Raw genomic sequence first — 16,961 nt, 5'->3', positions numbered from 1 at the left:
CGCGATCCAACCTTGAAAACCTGTTCCGAGACAGACGCATCGATGCCCACACTCTATCATCACCCCATGTCCACAGCGTCCCGTTTCGTCCGGCTCATCCTGTCGGAATACGGCTACCAGACGGATCTGACGGAAGAGCAGCCCTGGGAAAAGCGACGCGATTTTCTGGCGCTCAATCCGGCTGCGACACTGCCCGTCTATGTCGATGACAGCATGCGGGCTTTGTGCGGCGCCGCCGTCATCTCCGAATATCTCGACGAGACCAATGGTGTCCTGAAACGCGAGCGCCGGCTTCTGGCGGAAGACCCGTTCCAGCGTGCGGAAATCCGCCGCCTGACCGAATGGTTCCTCCTGAAGATGGAGGCGGACGTGACGCGCCCTCTGGTGCGCGAGCGGATCTTCAAGCTGCAGATGACGGCAGAGCAGGGCGGCGGCGCGCCTGACTCGAAGATGCTGCGTCTGTCGCGCGCCAATATCCGCCAGCATATGAAGTACCTGTCCTGGCTTGCAGGGTCGCGCACCTATCTGGCGGGCGATCGCCTGTCCTATGCCGACCTTGCCGCTGCTGCCGCCCTCTCCGTGCTCGACTATATGGGTGAGATCGACTGGACGGAGGCGCCGGCCGCCAAGGACTGGTACCAGCGCCTGAAGTCGCGCCCCTCCTTCCGCCCGCTGCTGGCAGAGCGCGTGCGCGGCCTGACCCCGGTATCGCATTATGCGGACCTCGACTTCTGATCCGCACCGCCGCGCGGACGGCGCAACCCTGCGCCGTCGTGCGAGCCTCACGGCCTTCCTGAAGGCCGAAGCACGCGACAAGGGCTTCGACGTCTGTCGCGTCACGACGCCGGACACGATACCCGACGCACCGGCCCGCCTCGCGGATTTCCTCGATCACGACTATCACGGCACCATGGACTGGATGGCCGAGACCGCCGAGCGGCGTGCGGACCCGCGCACGCTCTGGAGCGAGGTGCGCTCCGTCGTCATGTTCGGCATGAACTATGGGCCTGACCACGACCCGCGCGCGGTGCTCGACCTGAAGGATCGTGGCGCCATTTCGGTCTATGCCCAGAACCGCGACTATCACGATGTCATCAAGGGGCGTCTGAAAGAGGTCGCGACGCGCTTTGCCGCGCGGGCAGGCGCCGACGTCAAGGTGTTCGTAGATACCGCGCCGGTCATGGAGAAGCCGCTGGCCGAACAGGCGGGGCTCGGCTGGCAGGGCAAGCACACCAATCTCGTCAGCCGCAGCTTCGGCTCCTGGCTGTTTCTCGGCAGCCTGTTCACGACGGAAGATCTCGAGATCGATGCGCCCGAGCGCGATCATTGCGGCTCCTGTCGCGCGTGCCTCGACGCCTGCCCGACGGATGCCTTCCCCGCGCCCTACAAGATCGACGCGCGCCGCTGCATCTCCTACCTCACGATCGAGCACAAGGGGCCGATCGATCCTGCGCTGCGCCCGGCCATCGGCAATCGCATCTACGGCTGCGACGACTGTCTCTCGGCCTGTCCCTGGAACAAGTTTGCCGCTGCGGCGAGCGAGATGAAGCTGAAGGCCCGCGCCGATCTCGCCGCGCCCTCGCTCGCCCTTCTCCTTGCGCTCGACGATTCCGGTTTCCGCGCGCTGTTCTCCGGCTCTCCGGTCAAGCGCATCGGGCGCGACCGTTTCGTGCGCAACTGTCTGATCGCCGCCGGCAATTCCGGCGATCCTGCGCTGGTCGGCCCATGCCGCGCGCGCCTGACGGATGCCGCACCCGTGGTTCGCGGCATGGCCGTCTGGGCGTTGTCCCGGCTGCTGTCGCCCGACGCTTTCATGGAACTTGCCCAGGAGCGATCTTTGGAAGATGACAGCGAGGTCTTGGAAGAATGGATACGAGCAGGAGCCGCATGATGGACGTTCTCATTCTGGGTGCCGGTTTTTCCGGCGCAGCCATCGCCCGCCGTCTCCTGCCAGCGGCAGGCTCGGTCGCCGGTACCACCCGCTCGCAGGAGCGGCGGCAGGTGCTTGCCGATCTGGGTTTTGAGGCTCTCATCTATAACGGCGAAACGATCTCTCCCGAGCTTCTTGCCGTCATGGAGCGAACGACGCATCTCGTACAGTCCATCGCGCCCGGCAAGGCCGGCGATCCGCTGATGCGCACCGGCATGCCCGATATCACCACCCTTATGCCAAACCTCCGTTGGGCCGCCTATCTCTCGACCGTCGGCGTTTACGGCGATCACAAAGGGGCATGGGTGACCGAGGATGCACCGCTCGAACCCGTCTCAGACCGGTCCAAGGAGCGCGTCGAGGCGGAGCAGGCATGGCTGGATCTGGGCGAGGCCGCAGACATCCCTGTCGCCGTTCTCAGGCTCTCGGGCATTTACGGGCCAGGCCGCAACGGCTTCTGCAATCTGGCGAATGGAACGGCACGGCGTCTGGTGAAGCCCGGGCAGGTGTTCAACCGCATCCGCGTCGAGGATATCGCAGGCTCCGTCGCGTTTCTGAGCGAGAAAGGCATAGGCGGGATCTTCAACGTCACGGATGACGAGCCTGCCCCGCCGCAGGATGTCGTGCTGGAAGCCGCGCGCCTGATGGGCGTGACGCCCCCGCCGGAAATCGCTTTCGAGACCGCCGAACTCTCGCCGATGGCGCGTACCTTCTATGGCGAAAACAAGCGCGTTTCGAACGCAAAGCTACGCGCCGCCGGATATACCTTCCTTCATCCCGATTACCGTCAGTCTCTTCGTCAGATGTGGAGCGAGGATTGCTGGAAATCCTGATGTAAGGGCCGAATTTCCTTTGCCGGCAATGCAACCATGTCGAGAGAATGCGATTCAGAGAACACTGCAGAGCGACCTGTTTTTCGCGATTTCAAACTTTTAATCTCATTTTATCCAGCCTGTGGAAAAATCATTCCACAAAAAGCCGCATTTTATGAATCGGTTTGATTCCACGGACTTTTTTCAGTCCAAGGATAATTTTTCAAAATTTTAAGAAAATTCAACGGACGGCGAAAACAGTAAATCCTAACCGTTGCTTAACGGTTGAAGCACGTTTCCGCCATTTTTGCCCCGGACAAGCCGTCTCGTTCGCTGAAAAGCAAGACGATACGACGAAGGGGTACCTTGTTGACGAGTATGAAACTTGCCAATGTCGCACTGGCGGCATGCGTTGCTTTGGGGGCAACTTTCACATCTATCTCACCATCTCAAGCAGCCGGTGCCGGCTGCGGCGGCGCATCGTGGTATGCCCTCTCATCCCGGACAGCTTCCGGCGAGAGAATGAACGCTTCCTATCTGACCGCTGCGCATCGCAGCCTGAAGTTCGGAACCCGTGTCGAAGTCACCAACAAACGCAACGGCAAGAGCGTCGTCGTTCGCATCAATGATCGCGGCCCGTTCATTCGCGGTCGTGTCCTTGACCTTTCCAAGGCCGCAGCTTCACAGGTGGGCATGGTGAGTTCGGGTCACGCCAGCATCTGTTATCGCGTCGTCGGTTAAAGCCCGACGCTGAAAAAGGTTCCCGGAAAAGATCGGGACCGATGGATAGACTTCCTCCACGGCCTGAGCACGGCACGGGAATGTGGAGGGAAGGACAAAGACCGCAAAGGCCTTCCCGCTTGCTCTTCGCCTTCATCGCCGGTACACGGCGCCTCAATAGACGATGGATTTGTGCTGCGGACCGATGGAGTGTGACCGATGCGACTGGGTGGACGACTTGCCGGTGCGATCGATGTTCTCTCCGATATCGAGACGCGAAAGCGCCCTGTTGCGGATGCGCTGAAGGACTGGGGCCTTGCCCATCGGTTCGCCGGATCCGGCGACCGCGCCGCGATCGGCAATATCGTCTACGACGCGCTCCGCCAGAAACTGTCCCACGCCTACCTGATGGACGACGATAGCGCGACCGCGCTCGGTTACGCCGTCATGCTGCGCCAGTGGGGCCAGACGCCGGAAACGCTGGCGGCAAGCCTGGAGGGCGACCGCTTCGCGCCGCCCCCGCTGCCCGAAGCCGCCTTGGCCGCTTTTCGCAGTCGCGATCTTAAGGACGCATCCGCTCATGTTCAGGGCGATATCCCGGAATGGGTGGTGCCGTCCTTCCAAGCGGTCTTCGGCGATCGCTGGCTGGAGGAAGCCGCGGCACTGGCCGAACGCCCGGCCCTCGACCTGCGCGTTAACACGCTGAAGGCCGATCGCGCGAAAGTTATCAAAGCGCTCGATGAGGCCGGCGTGCAGCCGACGGAGACTGCACGGCAAGGACTGCGCGTCGCCCCCGGCGAAGGCCCCTCGAGGCTCCCGAACGTGACCGCCGAGCTGTCCTTCCAGAAAGGCTGGTTCGAGGTTCAGGACGAAGGTTCGCAGATCGTCGCCGATCTGGTCGGTGCGACCGGTGGCGAGCAGATCCTCGATTACTGCGCCGGCGGCGGTGGCAAGACGCTGGCTCTGTCCGCGACCATGGACAACAAGGGCCAGGTCCACGCCTTCGATACCGACCGCAAGCGCCTGGCGCCGATCATCGAGCGGCTGAAGCGGGCGGGTACCCGCAACGTTCAGGTTCACGACCGGCCGCAGGCGCTCGCCAATCTGACGGACCGCTGCGATGCCGTGCTGGTGGATGCGCCCTGCACGGGCACCGGAACATGGCGCCGCCGCCCGGATACGAAATGGCGCCTGAACGAGCGCAACATCGAGGAGCGCCAGGGCCAGCAGCGCGAGGCGCTGGCGGAAGCTGCGCGCTACGTCCGTCCCGGCGGGCGGCTCGTCTATGTCACCTGTTCGGTGCTGCCGGAAGAAAACGACCGGCAGGTCGATCGCTTCCTTGGCGAGAACCCGGCCTTAACGGCCATGTCGGCGATCGATAGCTGGAATGCCCTGTTCGGCATGGCCGCTCGCCGCCCGGTTACGCGCGATGGTCGCACGCTGACGCTGTCGCCGGCATCCACCGCGACCGACGGCTTCTTCTTCGCCATGCTGCAACGGCAGGCGTGACAGGTTCAAAGCATTCTAAACTATACGCTTTGACACAAGTTTCGTTTTGGTTCATGAGGATCGAACGGGACAGGGGAGTGCTTGAGGGCGCGCCCGGTCCCGGATCCGTTTCACGCGTGCGGTACCCCTGTCCGGACCCCGGCCGGGCTCCGCCGAGGAGAGGTCATGACCGTATCATTCCTTCGTATCGCCGCTCTGGCACTGGCGACCGCAACCTCCGTGCTGGCGATTCAGCCGGCCCATGCCGCGACCGATGCCGCTGCCGTGCTCAAGCATTACTCCGAAGTGGCCCATGCCAAGTTCGAGGACGCTCTGACGACCGCGCAGGCGCTCGACAAGGCCGTGGACGCGCTGATCGCGACGCCGAGCGAAGCAACGCTCAAGGCCGCCCGCGAAGCCTGGCTGGTCGCCCGCAATCCCTATCAGGAAACCGAAGTCTACCGTTTTGGCAACCCGATCGTCGATGAGTGGGAAGGCAAGGTCAACGCCTGGCCACTCGACGAGGGCCTGATCGACTATGTCGATGCGAGCTATGGCAGTGAAAGCGACGAGAACGCGCTCTTCACCGCCAACGTCATCGCCAACAAGACGATCTCCATCGACGGCAAGGAGATCGACGCCTCGAAGATCACGCCGGAGTTCCTGTCGGGCACCCTGCAGGAAGCCGACGGCATCGAGGCGAACGTCGCGACCGGCTACCACGCCATCGAATTCCTGCTCTGGGGCCAGGACCTGAACGGTACCGGCCCGGGCGCCGGCAATCGTCCCTACACCGATTATGATACGAAGGCCTGCACCAACGGCAATTGCGATCGCCGCGTCGCCTATCTCAAGGCCGCGACCGATCTGCTCGTTTCCGACCTGAAGGAAATGGTCGCCAACTGGACGCCGGATGGTGCCGCCACCAAGCATGTCGAAGCCGATCCGAAGGCCGGCCTCACCGCCATCCTGACCGGCATGGGTTCGCTGTCTTATGGCGAGCTTGCCGGCGAGCGCATGAAGCTCGGCCTGCTGCTGCACGATCCGGAAGAAGAGCATGACTGCTTCTCGGACAACACCTACAACTCGCACCTTCACGACGCGATCGGCATCGAGCAGGCCTATCTCGGCACCTATACCCGCACCGACGGCACGAAGCTGACCGGGCCGTCCCTCTCCGAACTCGTCGCCGCCAAGGATCCGGCCGTCGATGCCGAGATGAAGGAAAAGCTCGCTGCGACCGTTGCGGCCATGCAGGCGATGGCCAAGCGCGGCCAGACGGTCGAGGCCTACGACCAGATGATCGGGGAAGGCAATACCGAAGGCAACGCCGTCGTCCAGAAGGCCATCGACGGGCTCATCGCCCAGTCGAAGACCGTCGAGCGCGTGCTGACCGCACTGGATCTCGGCAAGATCGAACTCGAAGGCTCCGACAGCCTCGACAACCCGAACGCCGTCTTCAAATGAGAGCCGCGTCCGGACGCAGCGGAGCCTGATCCGCGATGACCGCCCGGACCACACCACGTTTCGTCATGCCCATCACCGCCGCGACCCTCGCGGCGGCTTTCGTCGTCGCATGGGCAGGTTGGCGTCTCTCCGCGGCTGACAACCCTGTGCCGGTGCTTGCCGTCCCGCACAGCGAGAAGGTGCCTCAGAGAACCGACCTTTCGGAAAAGGACAGACGCCGCGTTGCCGACGTTGTCAAGCCAACGCATGACTACTCCCGACCCGAACCTTTCGAGGCCATGGCCGGTGGCGCCGGAACCTCGACCGCAAAGCCCGACCGGGCCGGGCTCACGCATCCCGCAGGCAATCTCGATGGTGGTGGGGAAGAGAGCTTCCGCCTCGGCAGCGCCCTGTTTGAAAAGCTCTGGGTGTCCTCGCCATCCTCGACACAGGCGTCGGACGGCCTCGGCCCGCTCTACAATGCCCGATCCTGCGAAACCTGCCATATCAGGGATGGGCGGGGACGGCCGCCTGCCGGTGCCGACGGGAGCCCCTCGCTGGTTCTGAAGTTCTCGTTCCCCGATGCATCGAGATCCGGTGTGGGGGGCGACCCGGTCTATGGCCGGCAGTTGCAGGATAGCGGCGTTCCCGGCCTGCCGGCCGAGGGGCATCTGGCGCTCCGCTACGAAGAGCTGCCGGTCACACTGGCCGGCGGCGAACGCATCAGTCTGCGCCGCCCGGTCTACGGCATCGAAGGCCTTAGCTACGGGGCGCTCGACAGCGCCACCCGCTTGTCGCCGCGCCTCGCGCCGCCGATGACGGGGCTTGGCCTGCTGGAGGCGATCGACGTTGCCGATATCCTTGCCCATGCGGACCCGGATGATCGCGACGGCGACGGCATCCGCGGCCGTCCGTCCTGGCTGGCGCCGGGAGCGAGTGGCGCGCCCGTGCTCGGCCGCGTCGGCTGGAAGGCGCAGGCTGCAACCGTGCGGGCCCAGGCGGCGGACGCCTTTGCGACCGATATCGGCATCTCTACACCCGACGACCTAAGAAGCCATGGCGATTGCACCGCCCGGCAGCCGCAATGCCTTGCCATGGAGGATGGCGTGCAAGAGAGATTGGGACCAAGCGAGGCGCCCGATCCGGTGCTCGATCTCGTCGCCTTCTATGCCCGCCACCTCGCCGTCCCGGCGCGGCGGAACGTCGCGGCACCCGCCGTCCTCAAGGGCAAGCAGCTCTTTTCCGACGCGGGCTGCGCCTCCTGCCATGTCCCGAAATTCGTCACCCGCCGTGATCCGACGTCGCCGTCTACGGCATTCCAGCTCATCTGGCCCTATTCCGACCTGCTCCTGCACGATATGGGGGAGGGCCTGTCCGATGCCGTCCCGGCGTCCGCTCCGGGGAGCACGGACGAGGCGAAGCCGCTGCCGGGGGAATGGCGCACGCCGCCGCTTTGGGGTATCGGTCTTGCACAAACCGTCGATGCGCGGGCGGGCTTCCTGCATGACGGCCGCGCGCGGACGCTGACCGAAGCCGTTCTCTGGCACGGTGGTGAGGCGCAGGCCGCGCGCGATCGTTTCGTTTCCCTCGACGCCGCGGATCGCCGGGCGTTGCTCGCCTTTCTGGAGTCGCTCTGATGCGTCTATGGACAGCCTTCCTGCTCACCGCGGCACTTGTTTCCGCCACGCCTGCCGTCGCGCAAGAAGCGGACGACGATGTCGGCGCAGCGCCATCGAGCGGACTGGTGGCAGACGCCGTGCCGACGGCCATGGCCCGCGCCGTCGATGGCTTCATCCGCCCCGGCTACCGCGATCTGGTGGAGCGCACGGGCGCGCTGGCCGATCACCTTCGCCCGCTCTGCCACCGGCCATCACCGCAGTCGCTCGCCCGTGCCAAGCGCGCGTTCTCCGAGGTTACCGCCGCCTGGTCGCGCATCGAGATCGTCCGCGTCGGACCCGTTCTCGATGACAACCGGTTCGAGCGCGTCCTGTTCTTTCCCGATCGCAAGAGCACGGGCCTGAAGCAGGTTCAGCGGATCCTCGCCGAGAATGACGAGACCGCGACGATCGCCACCTCGCTGCGCGGCAAGAGCGTCGCGGTGCAGGGGCTCGGCGCACTGGAATACGTGCTGTTCGGCACCGATGCCGACGAGCTGCTCGATGCGCCCGATGGCTTCCGTTGCCGCTATGCCCGCGCCATCGCCGAAAACCTCACAAGCGTCGCCGCGGAACTGAGCGCCGCCTGGGAGAACCCGCGGGGCGTGCAGGCCGCCTGGAAGGCGCCGGGCCAGGACAATCCGCTCTACCGGACAGAGGGAGAGGCCGCGACCGAACTTCTCGGCATCCTCGTCCACGGCGTGGAAAGCCTGCGCGACCAGCGCCTGCGCCCGGTCTTTGCCGGCGCGATCACCCCGGTGCCGTCCGCGGGCCACCCACGGCTTGCCGTTTACTGGCGCTCCGGCGAGACGATGGATTCCGTTGCCGGCAATGCGCGTGGCCTCAAGGCCCTGTTCGATACCGCCGGCATGCGGGCGCTTCTGCCGGCCGACAAGCAGTCGATCGCCGACTCGATCGACATCGTCTTTAACGATCTCATCGCCTCGGCCGATGCCGTCGATCAGCCGATCGACAAAGCACTGATCGACCCGGCCGAACGCGTGAAACTGCTTCTCGTCTTGCGCAATGCCAACGATCTGTTGCAACGGCTGAACATGGATTTCGGCGCGGCCATCGGGCTCGGTGCCGGATTCTCCTTTGCCGATGGCGACTGACGGGGCTGAGCCATGACGCTTCTCGACAGACGAGCCTTCCTCTCCATGGCCGGCGCCGCCTGGGCGGCGTCGCTCTCGCCTGCGTCTGCCACGGCTCTTACCCGGACGGACGCCGTCTTTGCCTCCGCCTTCAGAGATGGCGATGGGTCCTACGGCATCGCGACCGTCTCCGAGGAAGGCGAGGTCATCGATCGTCATGTCCTGCCGGATCGCGCCCATGGATTGGCGCATTCGCCGGTGTCGGGCCGCACCGTCGCCTTTGCCCGTCGCCCGGGAACCTTCGCGATGATCCTCGACGGGGTCGCGCGCAATGAGCCGGTCGTCATCACCGCCAGCGAGGGACGGCATTTCTTCGGGCATGGCTGCTTCTCGGCGGATGGTCGGTTGCTCTACGCGACGGAGAACGACTTTGCCGCCAATCGCGGCATGATCGGCGTCTATGACGGAACGGACGGTTTCCGTCGCATCACCGAATTCCCGACCCACGGCATCGGTCCGCACGATATGACGCTGTCGCCGGATGGACGCCTGCTGGTGGTCGCCAATGGCGGCATCGAGACGCATCCGGATTTCGGGCGGACCAAGCTGAATCTTGATCACATGGAGCCGTCCCTGGCGCTCATCGAAACGGCGACCGGCCGTCTGGTGGAACGTCATGTCATGCCGCCTCATCTCCGGCAGCTCTCGACCCGGCATGTGGACATCGATGCGAAAGGCCGGATCTGGTTTGCCTGCCAGTACGAGGGTCCTCGCAACGCACGCCCGCCCGTCGCCGGCGTCTTTGCGCCCGGCGAGGACATTCGCTTTCTCGACCTGCCGGAGGAAGCCTCAGCGGCGCTTTCCAACTACGTCGGCGCCATCGCCGTCTACCGCGAGCAAGGCCTGGTCGGGCTCGCCTCCCCGAAAGGCGGGGCGGTCGTCACCGTCGATGCGCGCACCGGCGCCTTCGTCCGGCTGGACAGGCTTGCCAATGCCGCCGGCATCGCGCCGGCGCAGGGCCCGGGTTTTGCGGTCTCCTCCTATGACGGCCGTTTTGCGGGAAGGAGCACCCCCATCGCCTGGGACCAGCATATCGTCCGCACCCGCCCCACCTGAGCTATGCCTCGGCACCTCACTGTAAACCGCTGAGCTCTGCCCTAATTTTCCGTCTACCTCGTTGCCGAAATCCCAAGCCCAGTTTCGCAGCTGTCCGGTCCCGAAGCATTCGCGCTCCGGCTGGACATTCCCTTGATCGGACCCTCATGCGCCCACTCCTGACCTATGCTCTCTTCATCGTCGCCGTTGTCGCCTGCGGCCTCCTCATCGGGATCAACAACATTCCAGGCGAATGGTACCAGTCCCTCCAGAAGCCGCCGTTCAATCCGCCGAACTGGATTTTCGCGCCGGTTTGGACCACGCTTTACGTCATCATCGGATATGTCGGCGCCCGTACCTTCCTGCAGGACCGCCGCTCGCGCGGCGTGGGATTATGGCGCTCGCGCGCCATGCGCTTCTGGGGCGCCCAGATGCTGTTCAACTTCGCCTGGTCGCCGCTGTTCTTCGGCTTTCACGAAATCGCCTTGGCGCTGATCGTCGTCCTCGCGCTGCTGATCTCGGTCTACGCCTTCATCGCCGTCTCCTGGCGGCAGGATCGCCTGTCGGCATGGCTCTTCATGCCCTATGCCGCGTGGGTCTCGTTTGCGACGCTTCTCAACGGTTCTATTCTACTCCTGAACTGAGGATCCCAAACCCTAAGCCCTTGCGGGGAAGGGGAGCTGCGTGCCAGTCTCCTCCGGTTCCAAACGCGTTGCCGGCACAAGGACCGGTCAGGAGCTGTAGCAGAGGGGTGTTGGGCATGGCTGAGACGACTGAACCGGACTTTCGCGCCCGTGTCCGCCGGAGTTTCGACCGGCAGGCCTTCATGCGCATGATCGGCGCGGAACTGACACGCGTCGAACAGGGCATGGTGGAAATCGAGCTGCCCTTCAACGAGATGATGACGCAGCAGCACGGCATTCTCCATGCCGGCATCATCTCGTCCGCGCTGGAAACGGCGGGCACCTATGCCGGTTACTCCGTGCTGGAGCCGGATGCGGGGCTGCTGACCATCGAGTTCAAGGTCAACCTTCTCTCGCCCGGCCGGGGCGAGCGTTTCCTGTTTCGCGGCGAAGTGACAAAGCCCGGCACCACCATCATCGTCTCAGACGGCCGCGCCTATGCCATGTCGCAGGATGCCCCGCCCAAGCTGATCGCCTCGATGACGGCCACCAAGATGGTCGTGCGCGACCGCGAAGGATTTGCAGAGTGAGCAAGAAACCCGATGTGATGCCCGAGACCCTGCTGAAGCCGGTGGGCGAGCAAGCCATTATCTATGTCATGGCGGCAGAGGCCGAATACGGCCCGCATCTGAAGACCCGAATGACGCCGCTGATGACCGGCGTCGGCCCGGTGGAGGCGGCCGTCTCCGTCACGCGCGCGCTGTCGCGGCTTTCGACCTTAAACCGTCTCCCGGCGCTCGTCGTCTCCCTCGGATCGGCCGGCTCCGCCACGCTGGAGCAGGCGGAAATCTATCAGGCCACCTCGGTTGCCTATCGCGATATGGACGCCTCACCGCTCGGCTTCGAGAAGGGCGCGACGCCCTTCCTCGATTTGGCCGTCACGGTTCCCTTGCCCCTGCGCATCCCGGGCCTTGCGGAGGCGAGCCTCTCCACCGGCGGCAATATCGTTTCCGGATCTGCCTATGCCGATATCGCCGCCGACATGGTGGATATGGAAACCTTTGCCGTGCTGCGCGCCTGCCAGGCCTTCGGCGTGCCGCTTCTGGCACTGCGCGGTATTTCCGATGGCAAGGCCGAGCTTCGCCATGTCTCCGACTGGACGGCCTATCTCCATGTCATCGACGAGAAGCTCGCAGCCATGGTGGACAGGCTGGAAACGGCGATGGCGCAGAGTGCACTCGGCCTTTGAACCACGCAAAAGCGGGTTAGACGTTGCACTTGCCGGCCTGTTTATTTAAAGGCTCGGAATGATCCCGCGCGTGAAAAGGCCAGGCATGACCGAGATAGCCCATCCCGACAGCATCCTCATCATCGATTTCGGCAGCCAGGTGACGCAGCTCATCGCGCGCCGGGTTCGTGAAGCCGGTGTGTATTGCGAGATCCATCCCTTCAACAATGCCGAGGAAGCCTTCGCCCGCATGGGCCCGAAGGGCGTGATCTTCTCCGGCGGACCGGCCTCCGTGACGGCGGAAGGCAGCCCGCGCGCGCCGCAGGCGGTGTTCGACAGCGGCATTCCGCTGCTCGGCATCTGCTACGGCCAGCAGACGATGTGCACCCAGCTCGGCGGCACCGTCGAGGGTGGTCATGCCGCCGAATTCGGCCGTGCCGATGTCGAGATCAAGGCGGCAAGCCCGCTGTTCGAAGGCCTGTGGGAGGTCGGCGGCCGCTATCCGGTGTGGATGAGCCATGGCGACCGCGTGACGCAGCTGCCGCACGGCTTCGAGGTCATCGCGACCTCTGAGAACGCACCGTTCGCGATCGCGGCCGATGAGAGCCGCCGCTACTACACCACCATGTTCCACCCCGAAGTGGTGCACACGCCGGATGGCGCCAAGCTCCTCTCCAACTTCGTGCACAAGATCGTCGGCCTGAAGTCGGACTGGACCATGGCCGCCTACCGCGCCGAAATGATCCGCAAGATCCGCGACGAGGTGGGGAACGGCCGTGTGCTCTGCGCGCTCTCGGGCGGCGTCGACAGCTCGGTTGCCGCCGTGCTGATCCACGAGGCGATCGGCGACCAGCTGACCTGCGTCTTTGTCGACCATGGCATGATGCGCCTCAACGAGGCGGACGAAGTGATCAAGATGTTCCGCGATCACTACAATATCCCGCTCGTCCATGTGGATGCGTCGGACCTCTTTCTGACCGAGCTTGCCGGCGAGGTCGATCCCGAGGTCAAGCGCAAGATCATCGGCCGCTTGTTCATCGAGGTGTTCGAGGCGGAAGCCGCTAAGATCGCCTCGGACGGCAAGGGCGCTCCGGCCTTCCTCGCGCAGGGCACGCTCTATCCCGACGTCATCGAAAGCGTGTCCTTCTCGGGCGGCCCGTCTGTCACGATCAAGAGCCACCACAATGTCGGCGGCCTGCCGGCCCGTATGAACATGAAGCTGGTCGAGCCGCTGCGCGAACTCTTCAAGGACGAAGTCCGCGTTCTCGGCCGCGAACTCGGTCTGCCGGAACGCTTCGTCGGCCGCCATCCGTTCCCGGGCCCGGGCCTCGCCATCCGCTGCCCTGGCGGCGTGACGCGCGAAAAGCTCGACATCCTGCGCAAGGCCGATGCCGTCTATCTCGACGAGATCCGCAAGGCCGGCCTCTACGACGTCATCTGGCAGGCCTTTGCCGTCCTGCTTCCGGTCCAGACCGTCGGCGTCATGGGTGACCACCGCACCTACGACTTCGTCTGCGCCCTGCGCGCCGTCACCTCGGTTGATGGCATGACGGCCGATTTCTACCCCTACGACATGAACTTCCTCGGCCGCACGGCAACCCGCATCATCAACGAAGTTCGCGGCATCAATCGTGTGGTTTATGACGTGACGTCGAAACCACCGGGCACGATCGAGTGGGAATAAGCAAAGCAGGCAGGCGCGACCCGAAAGGGTGACGCGCCTGCTCTTGCATTTGCTCCCGCAGCGATGGACGTCGTACGCAGATGTGCGTCTGCAGGATCCTGGACTGTCAGCTGCCGACGTCGCTCAAGCAATACTCGTTCCCTTTTCGTTCTTGAGTGTGGCAACGGTTAGGCTATAGTCGCGTCACAAGATGGAGGCCAGGGTGAAGCAGGACGTGATCGTCATTCCCGGAGATACGCCGGAGGTGAGCTGGCGGGTTCCGGTGTTGGAGTTCGCCGGTAAGCATGCTGGCTCCATGCCGAAGGTCTATATTCAGGCGGCTTTGCACGCCAACGAACGTCCGGGCGTCGCCACGCTTCATCGTCTCTGCGCGCGCCTTCGCGCGGCGGACGCGGCAGGGGCGATCCACGGTGATATCACCATCGTGCCGCAGGCCAACCCGATCGGCGCAGCGCAGTCGCATTTCGGGGATATGCAGGGTCGATTCGACCTGGGCTCTCGCGGCAATTACAATCGCGATTTTCCGTTGATTTCTGCCTCCGTTCGCGACGACCTGCTGGTCGATCTCGATCGTTTTACCGCGCCGGAGCGGTTGAAACGGGAGTTGTTCTACCGTGCGCTCGGCGCCGATCTCGTGCTCGACCTGCATTGCGACGACGAATCGCTGCCCTATGCCTATATCGACAGCGCCTTCTGGCCCGAGGCCTCCGATCTCGCATCTGCTTTGCAGGTGGATGCCGTGTTTCTCTCCGATGGCGAAAGCTCGGCCTTCGAGGAGGCCGTTTCCTACGCCTGGAAGCAGGAGCAGGGCGGCCGGGGTGCCTCGTTGCCGGGCCGTCTCTCCGTCACGGTGGAATTGCGCGGGCGTCGGGATGTCGGGCCTGATGTGGCGCAGCGCGATGCCGACGGCCTCTGGGCATTTCTCGAGGCACGCGGCGTCGTGGACGGCGGATCGCTGGCGCTTCCGCCGTATAGTGGCCCGGCTTTCGCACTCGACACGATCGAAATGATCAAGGCCCCTGGTCCCGGCACAATTCTTTTTCATCGCGACATCGGAGATCGCGTGGAAGCCGGCGATCTTCTGGCCGTGCTCGTCCCGCGTCCCGGCTTTCCGGAAGACGACGTGGAGGTGCGTGCACCGCAGGCCGGGCTGGTCGTCACGCGGTCGTCGGCACGCTTTGCCCGCCGCCGGGATGACCTGATGAAGATCGGCTGTGCCGAGATCACCGGAGCGGGCCGCAGGGCCGGAACATTGGAGGACTGACCCGTGACCACGACCCTTTATGGCATCCGCAACTGCGACACGATGAAGAAGGCCCGCACGTGGCTCGACGGTCACGCCGTGGAATACCGTTTTCACGACTACAAGATCGAAGGCGTCGACCGTGCGCATCTGTCGGGCTGGTGTGCTGCCTTGGGCTGGGAAACGGTGCTGAACAGGGCGGGAACGACGTTTCGCAAGCTGACGGACGCGGAAAAGCAGGGTCTCAATGCCGAAAAGGCGATCGCCTTGATGCTGGCCAACCCTTCCATGATCAAGCGGCCGATCCTCGATCGCGATGGTGCGCTGACGGCGGGTTTCCGGCCGGAGATCTACGACACGCTGTTCGGGAAATAAGCCAAGGGAAACAGGCGATGTCGAAGACGACGCGTGCGACACAGATGCTGACCAAGGCGGGAACCGCGTTCACCACCCATAGCTACGATTACGACCCCTCGGTGGACCGGATCGGCATGGCTGCGGCCGAGGCGATGGGTGAGGCGCCGCAGCGCGTGCTGAAGACGCTGATGGCGGAGGTCGATGGCAGACCGGTCTGCGTGGTCGTGCCGTCCGATCGCGAAGTGAGCATGAAGAAGCTGGCCACGGCCGCTGCTGGCAAGTCCGCCGCGATGATGAAGCCGGCGGCCGCCGAACGGCTTACCGGCTACCATGTCGGCGGCATCAGCCCGTTCGGGCAGAAAAAGACGGTACCGACCTTCATCGAGGAGACGGTACTTGCAGAGCCCCTGGTCTATATCAATGGCGGGCAGCGCGGCTTGCAGGTCCGTCTGTCGCCCGCCGATGCGGCCAAGGTTCTCGGCGCGATCGCCGTGCCGCTGGTCACATAAGAGAACAGCAACAAGACGTTGGAAACGAAGCGTTAACCAAAATCTCCTTACATCGGTGTGACAGAAGGAGAATCGGTGTGAATATGAAGGCAGGACACGACGCCCGGGAAACGCATGGCGGGATCATCGCCTTTCCGCTGTCCGGACGGACAAACCTGATCCGCCGTTGCGCGGCCGAACTTGAGGCCATCCACGGCGAGGCCGCTATTGCCTACTGGCGCACCGCCTGCCGCGGCCTTGCCGATGATCTCGGCGCACTCGGCTGCGACGAGGACGATATCCACCATCAGGTCATGGATTTTCAGACCGAAGTTCAGCTCGAGATGATGCGCCGCTACACCGAGCGCCTGGAAGCCGGCGCCGATGCCGACCCGGAAACCTGTCACCGCGCCCGCACCTGACGCCGTCAGGAGAGCGGAAAGCGGGCCGTCTTCTCCCAAGGGCCACCGTCATAGTGCCAGAGGGAAAGGCCGGTGACGGTAAAATCCCACGGCGCGAAGTCTTCGGACAAGGTGGCCTGAAGCGCACGCGCCGTCTCCGCCGGAACCTTGTTCTGCACCGTCACATGCGGTCGGAACCCCTGCTCGTCCTGCCGCGTCAGCCATGGCTGAAAACGCTTGGCGAGCAAGGCCCGCAGGCCCTGTAGTGCCGGGCTCGACAGCACAAAGGCAACGCCGTTTCCAAGGAAGCGCACACGCTCGACCGTCACCGTGATCGGCGATCGCCCGGCAACAGCCTGCGCGAGATGCTGCGCTATGGCCTCTCGTTCCTTGCCCGGCAGGGCATGAAACAGCGTGATATGCGCGGAAAGCCAGTTTCGCTCCGGCGGGAAATACCGGCTCCGCAGATGATCGAAATGTGCCTGCGCCGCCGCCTCCATCTCGACCGTGACAATCAGGGGCCGATGGTCGAGATCCGCTGAGCGCGCCTCGTCGCGTTGTTCGTCCTCGCTCTCGGCCATGATCCTCGTATCCCTATGCTGCCCGTCTTACGCCTGCGCGTCTGGCTCGGATGCAGGAAACGCACGTCTCATCATTTTCGGTCTTGTAGCTCTAGTCGCTAGAGCCTTTACAAGGA

The 16,961-nt window shown here is 64.2% G+C and carries 18 protein-coding genes; 17 read left to right on the top strand and 1 reads right to left on the bottom strand.

What is annotated here, in order from left to right; all coding sequences use genetic code 11:
• The first annotated feature begins 42 nt into the window (after positions 1-42).
• The 17 genes from C8J33_RS10910 to C8J33_RS10830 all read left to right on the top strand — a co-directional run bounded on the left by C8J33_RS10910 (position 43) and on the right by C8J33_RS10830 (position 16,285).
• Positions 43-735 (top strand): glutathione S-transferase family protein, encoded by a 693-nt coding sequence (locus C8J33_RS10910; RefSeq protein ID WP_092931663.1) that lies wholly within the window; start codon positions 43-45, stop codon positions 733-735.
• Positions 716-1,891: a tRNA epoxyqueuosine(34) reductase QueG gene (queG, locus tag C8J33_RS10905; protein WP_132664179.1), complete on the top strand. Its 1,176-nt coding sequence runs from the start codon at positions 716-718 to the stop codon at positions 1,889-1,891. Before C8J33_RS10910 ends, queG begins: the two co-directional genes overlap by 20 nt.
• Positions 1,891-2,763, top strand: coding sequence for an SDR family oxidoreductase (locus C8J33_RS10900; RefSeq protein WP_132664535.1), 873 nt, complete (start codon positions 1,891-1,893; stop codon positions 2,761-2,763). Before queG ends, C8J33_RS10900 begins: the two co-directional genes overlap by 1 nt.
• 357 nt (positions 2,764-3,120) lie before the next feature.
• The gene (locus C8J33_RS10895; protein ID WP_132445823.1) at positions 3,121-3,483 is read left to right on the top strand and encodes a septal ring lytic transglycosylase RlpA family protein; all 363 of its coding nucleotides are present in this window, start codon (positions 3,121-3,123) and stop codon (positions 3,481-3,483) included.
• A 198-nt stretch (positions 3,484-3,681) separates the two neighbouring features.
• Entirely contained in the window at positions 3,682-4,971 is a 1,290-nt protein-coding gene (locus C8J33_RS10890; protein WP_132664177.1) for an RsmB/NOP family class I SAM-dependent RNA methyltransferase, read from the top strand.
• A gap of 165 nt (positions 4,972-5,136) precedes the next feature.
• The gene (locus C8J33_RS10885) at positions 5,137-6,417 is read left to right on the top strand and encodes an imelysin family protein (protein ID WP_132664175.1); all 1,281 of its coding nucleotides are present in this window, start codon (positions 5,137-5,139) and stop codon (positions 6,415-6,417) included.
• Positions 6,418-6,452: 35 nt separating this feature from the next.
• A complete protein-coding gene (locus tag C8J33_RS10880; protein ID WP_245507107.1) occupies positions 6,453-8,033 on the top strand; it encodes a di-heme oxidoredictase family protein in 1,581 nt (526 codons plus the stop codon).
• A complete protein-coding gene (locus C8J33_RS10875) occupies positions 8,033-9,166 on the top strand; it encodes an imelysin family protein (protein WP_132664173.1) in 1,134 nt (377 codons plus the stop codon). The genes C8J33_RS10880 and C8J33_RS10875 overlap by 1 nt, the downstream gene beginning before the upstream one ends.
• A gap of 12 nt (positions 9,167-9,178) precedes the next feature.
• Positions 9,179-10,261 carry a DUF1513 domain-containing protein gene (locus tag C8J33_RS10870; protein ID WP_132664171.1) on the top strand — a complete coding sequence of 361 codons (1,083 nt, stop codon included), beginning with the start codon at positions 9,179-9,181 and terminating at the stop codon, positions 10,259-10,261.
• Between the two features lie 146 nt (positions 10,262-10,407).
• Positions 10,408-10,884: a TspO/MBR family protein gene (locus C8J33_RS10865; RefSeq protein WP_132445837.1), complete on the top strand. Its 477-nt coding sequence runs from the start codon at positions 10,408-10,410 to the stop codon at positions 10,882-10,884.
• A 116-nt stretch (positions 10,885-11,000) separates the two neighbouring features.
• Entirely contained in the window at positions 11,001-11,453 is a 453-nt protein-coding gene (locus C8J33_RS10860) for a PaaI family thioesterase (protein WP_132664169.1), read from the top strand.
• Between the two features lie 17 nt (positions 11,454-11,470).
• Positions 11,471-12,112 (top strand): 5'-methylthioadenosine/S-adenosylhomocysteine nucleosidase, encoded by a 642-nt coding sequence (locus tag C8J33_RS10855; protein ID WP_132664533.1) that lies wholly within the window; start codon positions 11,471-11,473, stop codon positions 12,110-12,112.
• 85 nt (positions 12,113-12,197) lie between these two features.
• Complete coding sequence (gene guaA, locus C8J33_RS10850; RefSeq protein WP_132664167.1) at positions 12,198-13,775, top strand: glutamine-hydrolyzing GMP synthase; 1,578 nt, start codon at positions 12,198-12,200, stop codon at positions 13,773-13,775.
• Positions 13,776-13,965: 190 nt separating this feature from the next.
• Positions 13,966-15,039 carry a succinylglutamate desuccinylase/aspartoacylase domain-containing protein gene (locus tag C8J33_RS10845; RefSeq protein ID WP_132664165.1) on the top strand — a complete coding sequence of 358 codons (1,074 nt, stop codon included), beginning with the start codon at positions 13,966-13,968 and terminating at the stop codon, positions 15,037-15,039.
• Between the two features lie 3 nt (positions 15,040-15,042).
• Positions 15,043-15,393: an ArsC family reductase gene (locus C8J33_RS10840; protein WP_132664163.1), complete on the top strand. Its 351-nt coding sequence runs from the start codon at positions 15,043-15,045 to the stop codon at positions 15,391-15,393.
• Positions 15,394-15,410: 17 nt separating this feature from the next.
• The gene (ybaK, locus tag C8J33_RS10835) at positions 15,411-15,884 is read left to right on the top strand and encodes a Cys-tRNA(Pro) deacylase (protein WP_132664161.1); all 474 of its coding nucleotides are present in this window, start codon (positions 15,411-15,413) and stop codon (positions 15,882-15,884) included.
• 83 nt (positions 15,885-15,967) lie between these two features.
• Positions 15,968-16,285 carry a DUF6074 family protein gene (locus C8J33_RS10830; RefSeq protein WP_132664532.1) on the top strand — a complete coding sequence of 106 codons (318 nt, stop codon included), beginning with the start codon at positions 15,968-15,970 and terminating at the stop codon, positions 16,283-16,285.
• A gap of 5 nt (positions 16,286-16,290) precedes the next feature.
• Here the strand turns inward: C8J33_RS10830 and C8J33_RS10825 are convergent, their stop codons facing one another.
• Entirely contained in the window at positions 16,291-16,845 is a 555-nt protein-coding gene (locus tag C8J33_RS10825; RefSeq protein WP_132664159.1) for a 2'-5' RNA ligase family protein, read from the bottom strand.
• Positions 16,846-16,961: the final 116 nt, after the last annotated feature.

Origin of the sequence: Rhizobium sp. PP-CC-3G-465 (assembly GCF_004343445.1) — a bacterium.
GTDB classification, from domain to species: Bacteria; Pseudomonadota; Alphaproteobacteria; order Rhizobiales; family Rhizobiaceae; genus Ferranicluibacter; species Ferranicluibacter rubi.
Note: the sequence above shows the minus strand (reverse complement) of the source record. Positions and strands in the feature narration are given on the sequence as shown.

Excerpts from the sequence above, each read along its gene's own strand:
- ybaK (WP_132664161.1), top strand. The coding sequence starts at position 15,411 with ATGTCGAAGACGACGCGTGCGACACAGATGCTGACCAAGGCGGGAACC.
- C8J33_RS10830 (WP_132664532.1), top strand. The coding sequence starts at position 15,968 with ATGAAGGCAGGACACGACGCCCGGGAAACGCATGGCGGGATCATCGCC.
- C8J33_RS10825 (WP_132664159.1), bottom strand. The coding sequence starts at position 16,845 with ATGGCCGAGAGCGAGGACGAACAACGCGACGAGGCGCGCTCAGCGGAT.
- C8J33_RS10910 (WP_092931663.1), top strand. The coding sequence starts at position 43 with ATGCCCACACTCTATCATCACCCCATGTCCACAGCGTCCCGTTTCGTC.
- C8J33_RS10900 (WP_132664535.1), top strand. The coding sequence starts at position 1,891 with ATGGACGTTCTCATTCTGGGTGCCGGTTTTTCCGGCGCAGCCATCGCC.
- C8J33_RS10855 (WP_132664533.1), top strand. The coding sequence starts at position 11,471 with ATGCCCGAGACCCTGCTGAAGCCGGTGGGCGAGCAAGCCATTATCTAT.
- C8J33_RS10895 (WP_132445823.1), top strand. The coding sequence starts at position 3,121 with ATGAAACTTGCCAATGTCGCACTGGCGGCATGCGTTGCTTTGGGGGCA.
- C8J33_RS10890 (WP_132664177.1), top strand. The coding sequence starts at position 3,682 with ATGCGACTGGGTGGACGACTTGCCGGTGCGATCGATGTTCTCTCCGAT.
- guaA (WP_132664167.1), top strand. The coding sequence starts at position 12,198 with ATGACCGAGATAGCCCATCCCGACAGCATCCTCATCATCGATTTCGGC.
- C8J33_RS10875 (WP_132664173.1), top strand. The coding sequence starts at position 8,033 with ATGCGTCTATGGACAGCCTTCCTGCTCACCGCGGCACTTGTTTCCGCC.
- queG (WP_132664179.1), top strand. The coding sequence starts at position 716 with ATGCGGACCTCGACTTCTGATCCGCACCGCCGCGCGGACGGCGCAACC.
- C8J33_RS10865 (WP_132445837.1), top strand. The coding sequence starts at position 10,408 with ATGCGCCCACTCCTGACCTATGCTCTCTTCATCGTCGCCGTTGTCGCC.
- C8J33_RS10880 (WP_245507107.1), top strand. The coding sequence starts at position 6,453 with ATGACCGCCCGGACCACACCACGTTTCGTCATGCCCATCACCGCCGCG.
- C8J33_RS10870 (WP_132664171.1), top strand. The coding sequence starts at position 9,179 with ATGACGCTTCTCGACAGACGAGCCTTCCTCTCCATGGCCGGCGCCGCC.
- C8J33_RS10845 (WP_132664165.1), top strand. The coding sequence starts at position 13,966 with ATGGAGGCCAGGGTGAAGCAGGACGTGATCGTCATTCCCGGAGATACG.
- C8J33_RS10885 (WP_132664175.1), top strand. The coding sequence starts at position 5,137 with ATGACCGTATCATTCCTTCGTATCGCCGCTCTGGCACTGGCGACCGCA.
- C8J33_RS10860 (WP_132664169.1), top strand. The coding sequence starts at position 11,001 with ATGGCTGAGACGACTGAACCGGACTTTCGCGCCCGTGTCCGCCGGAGT.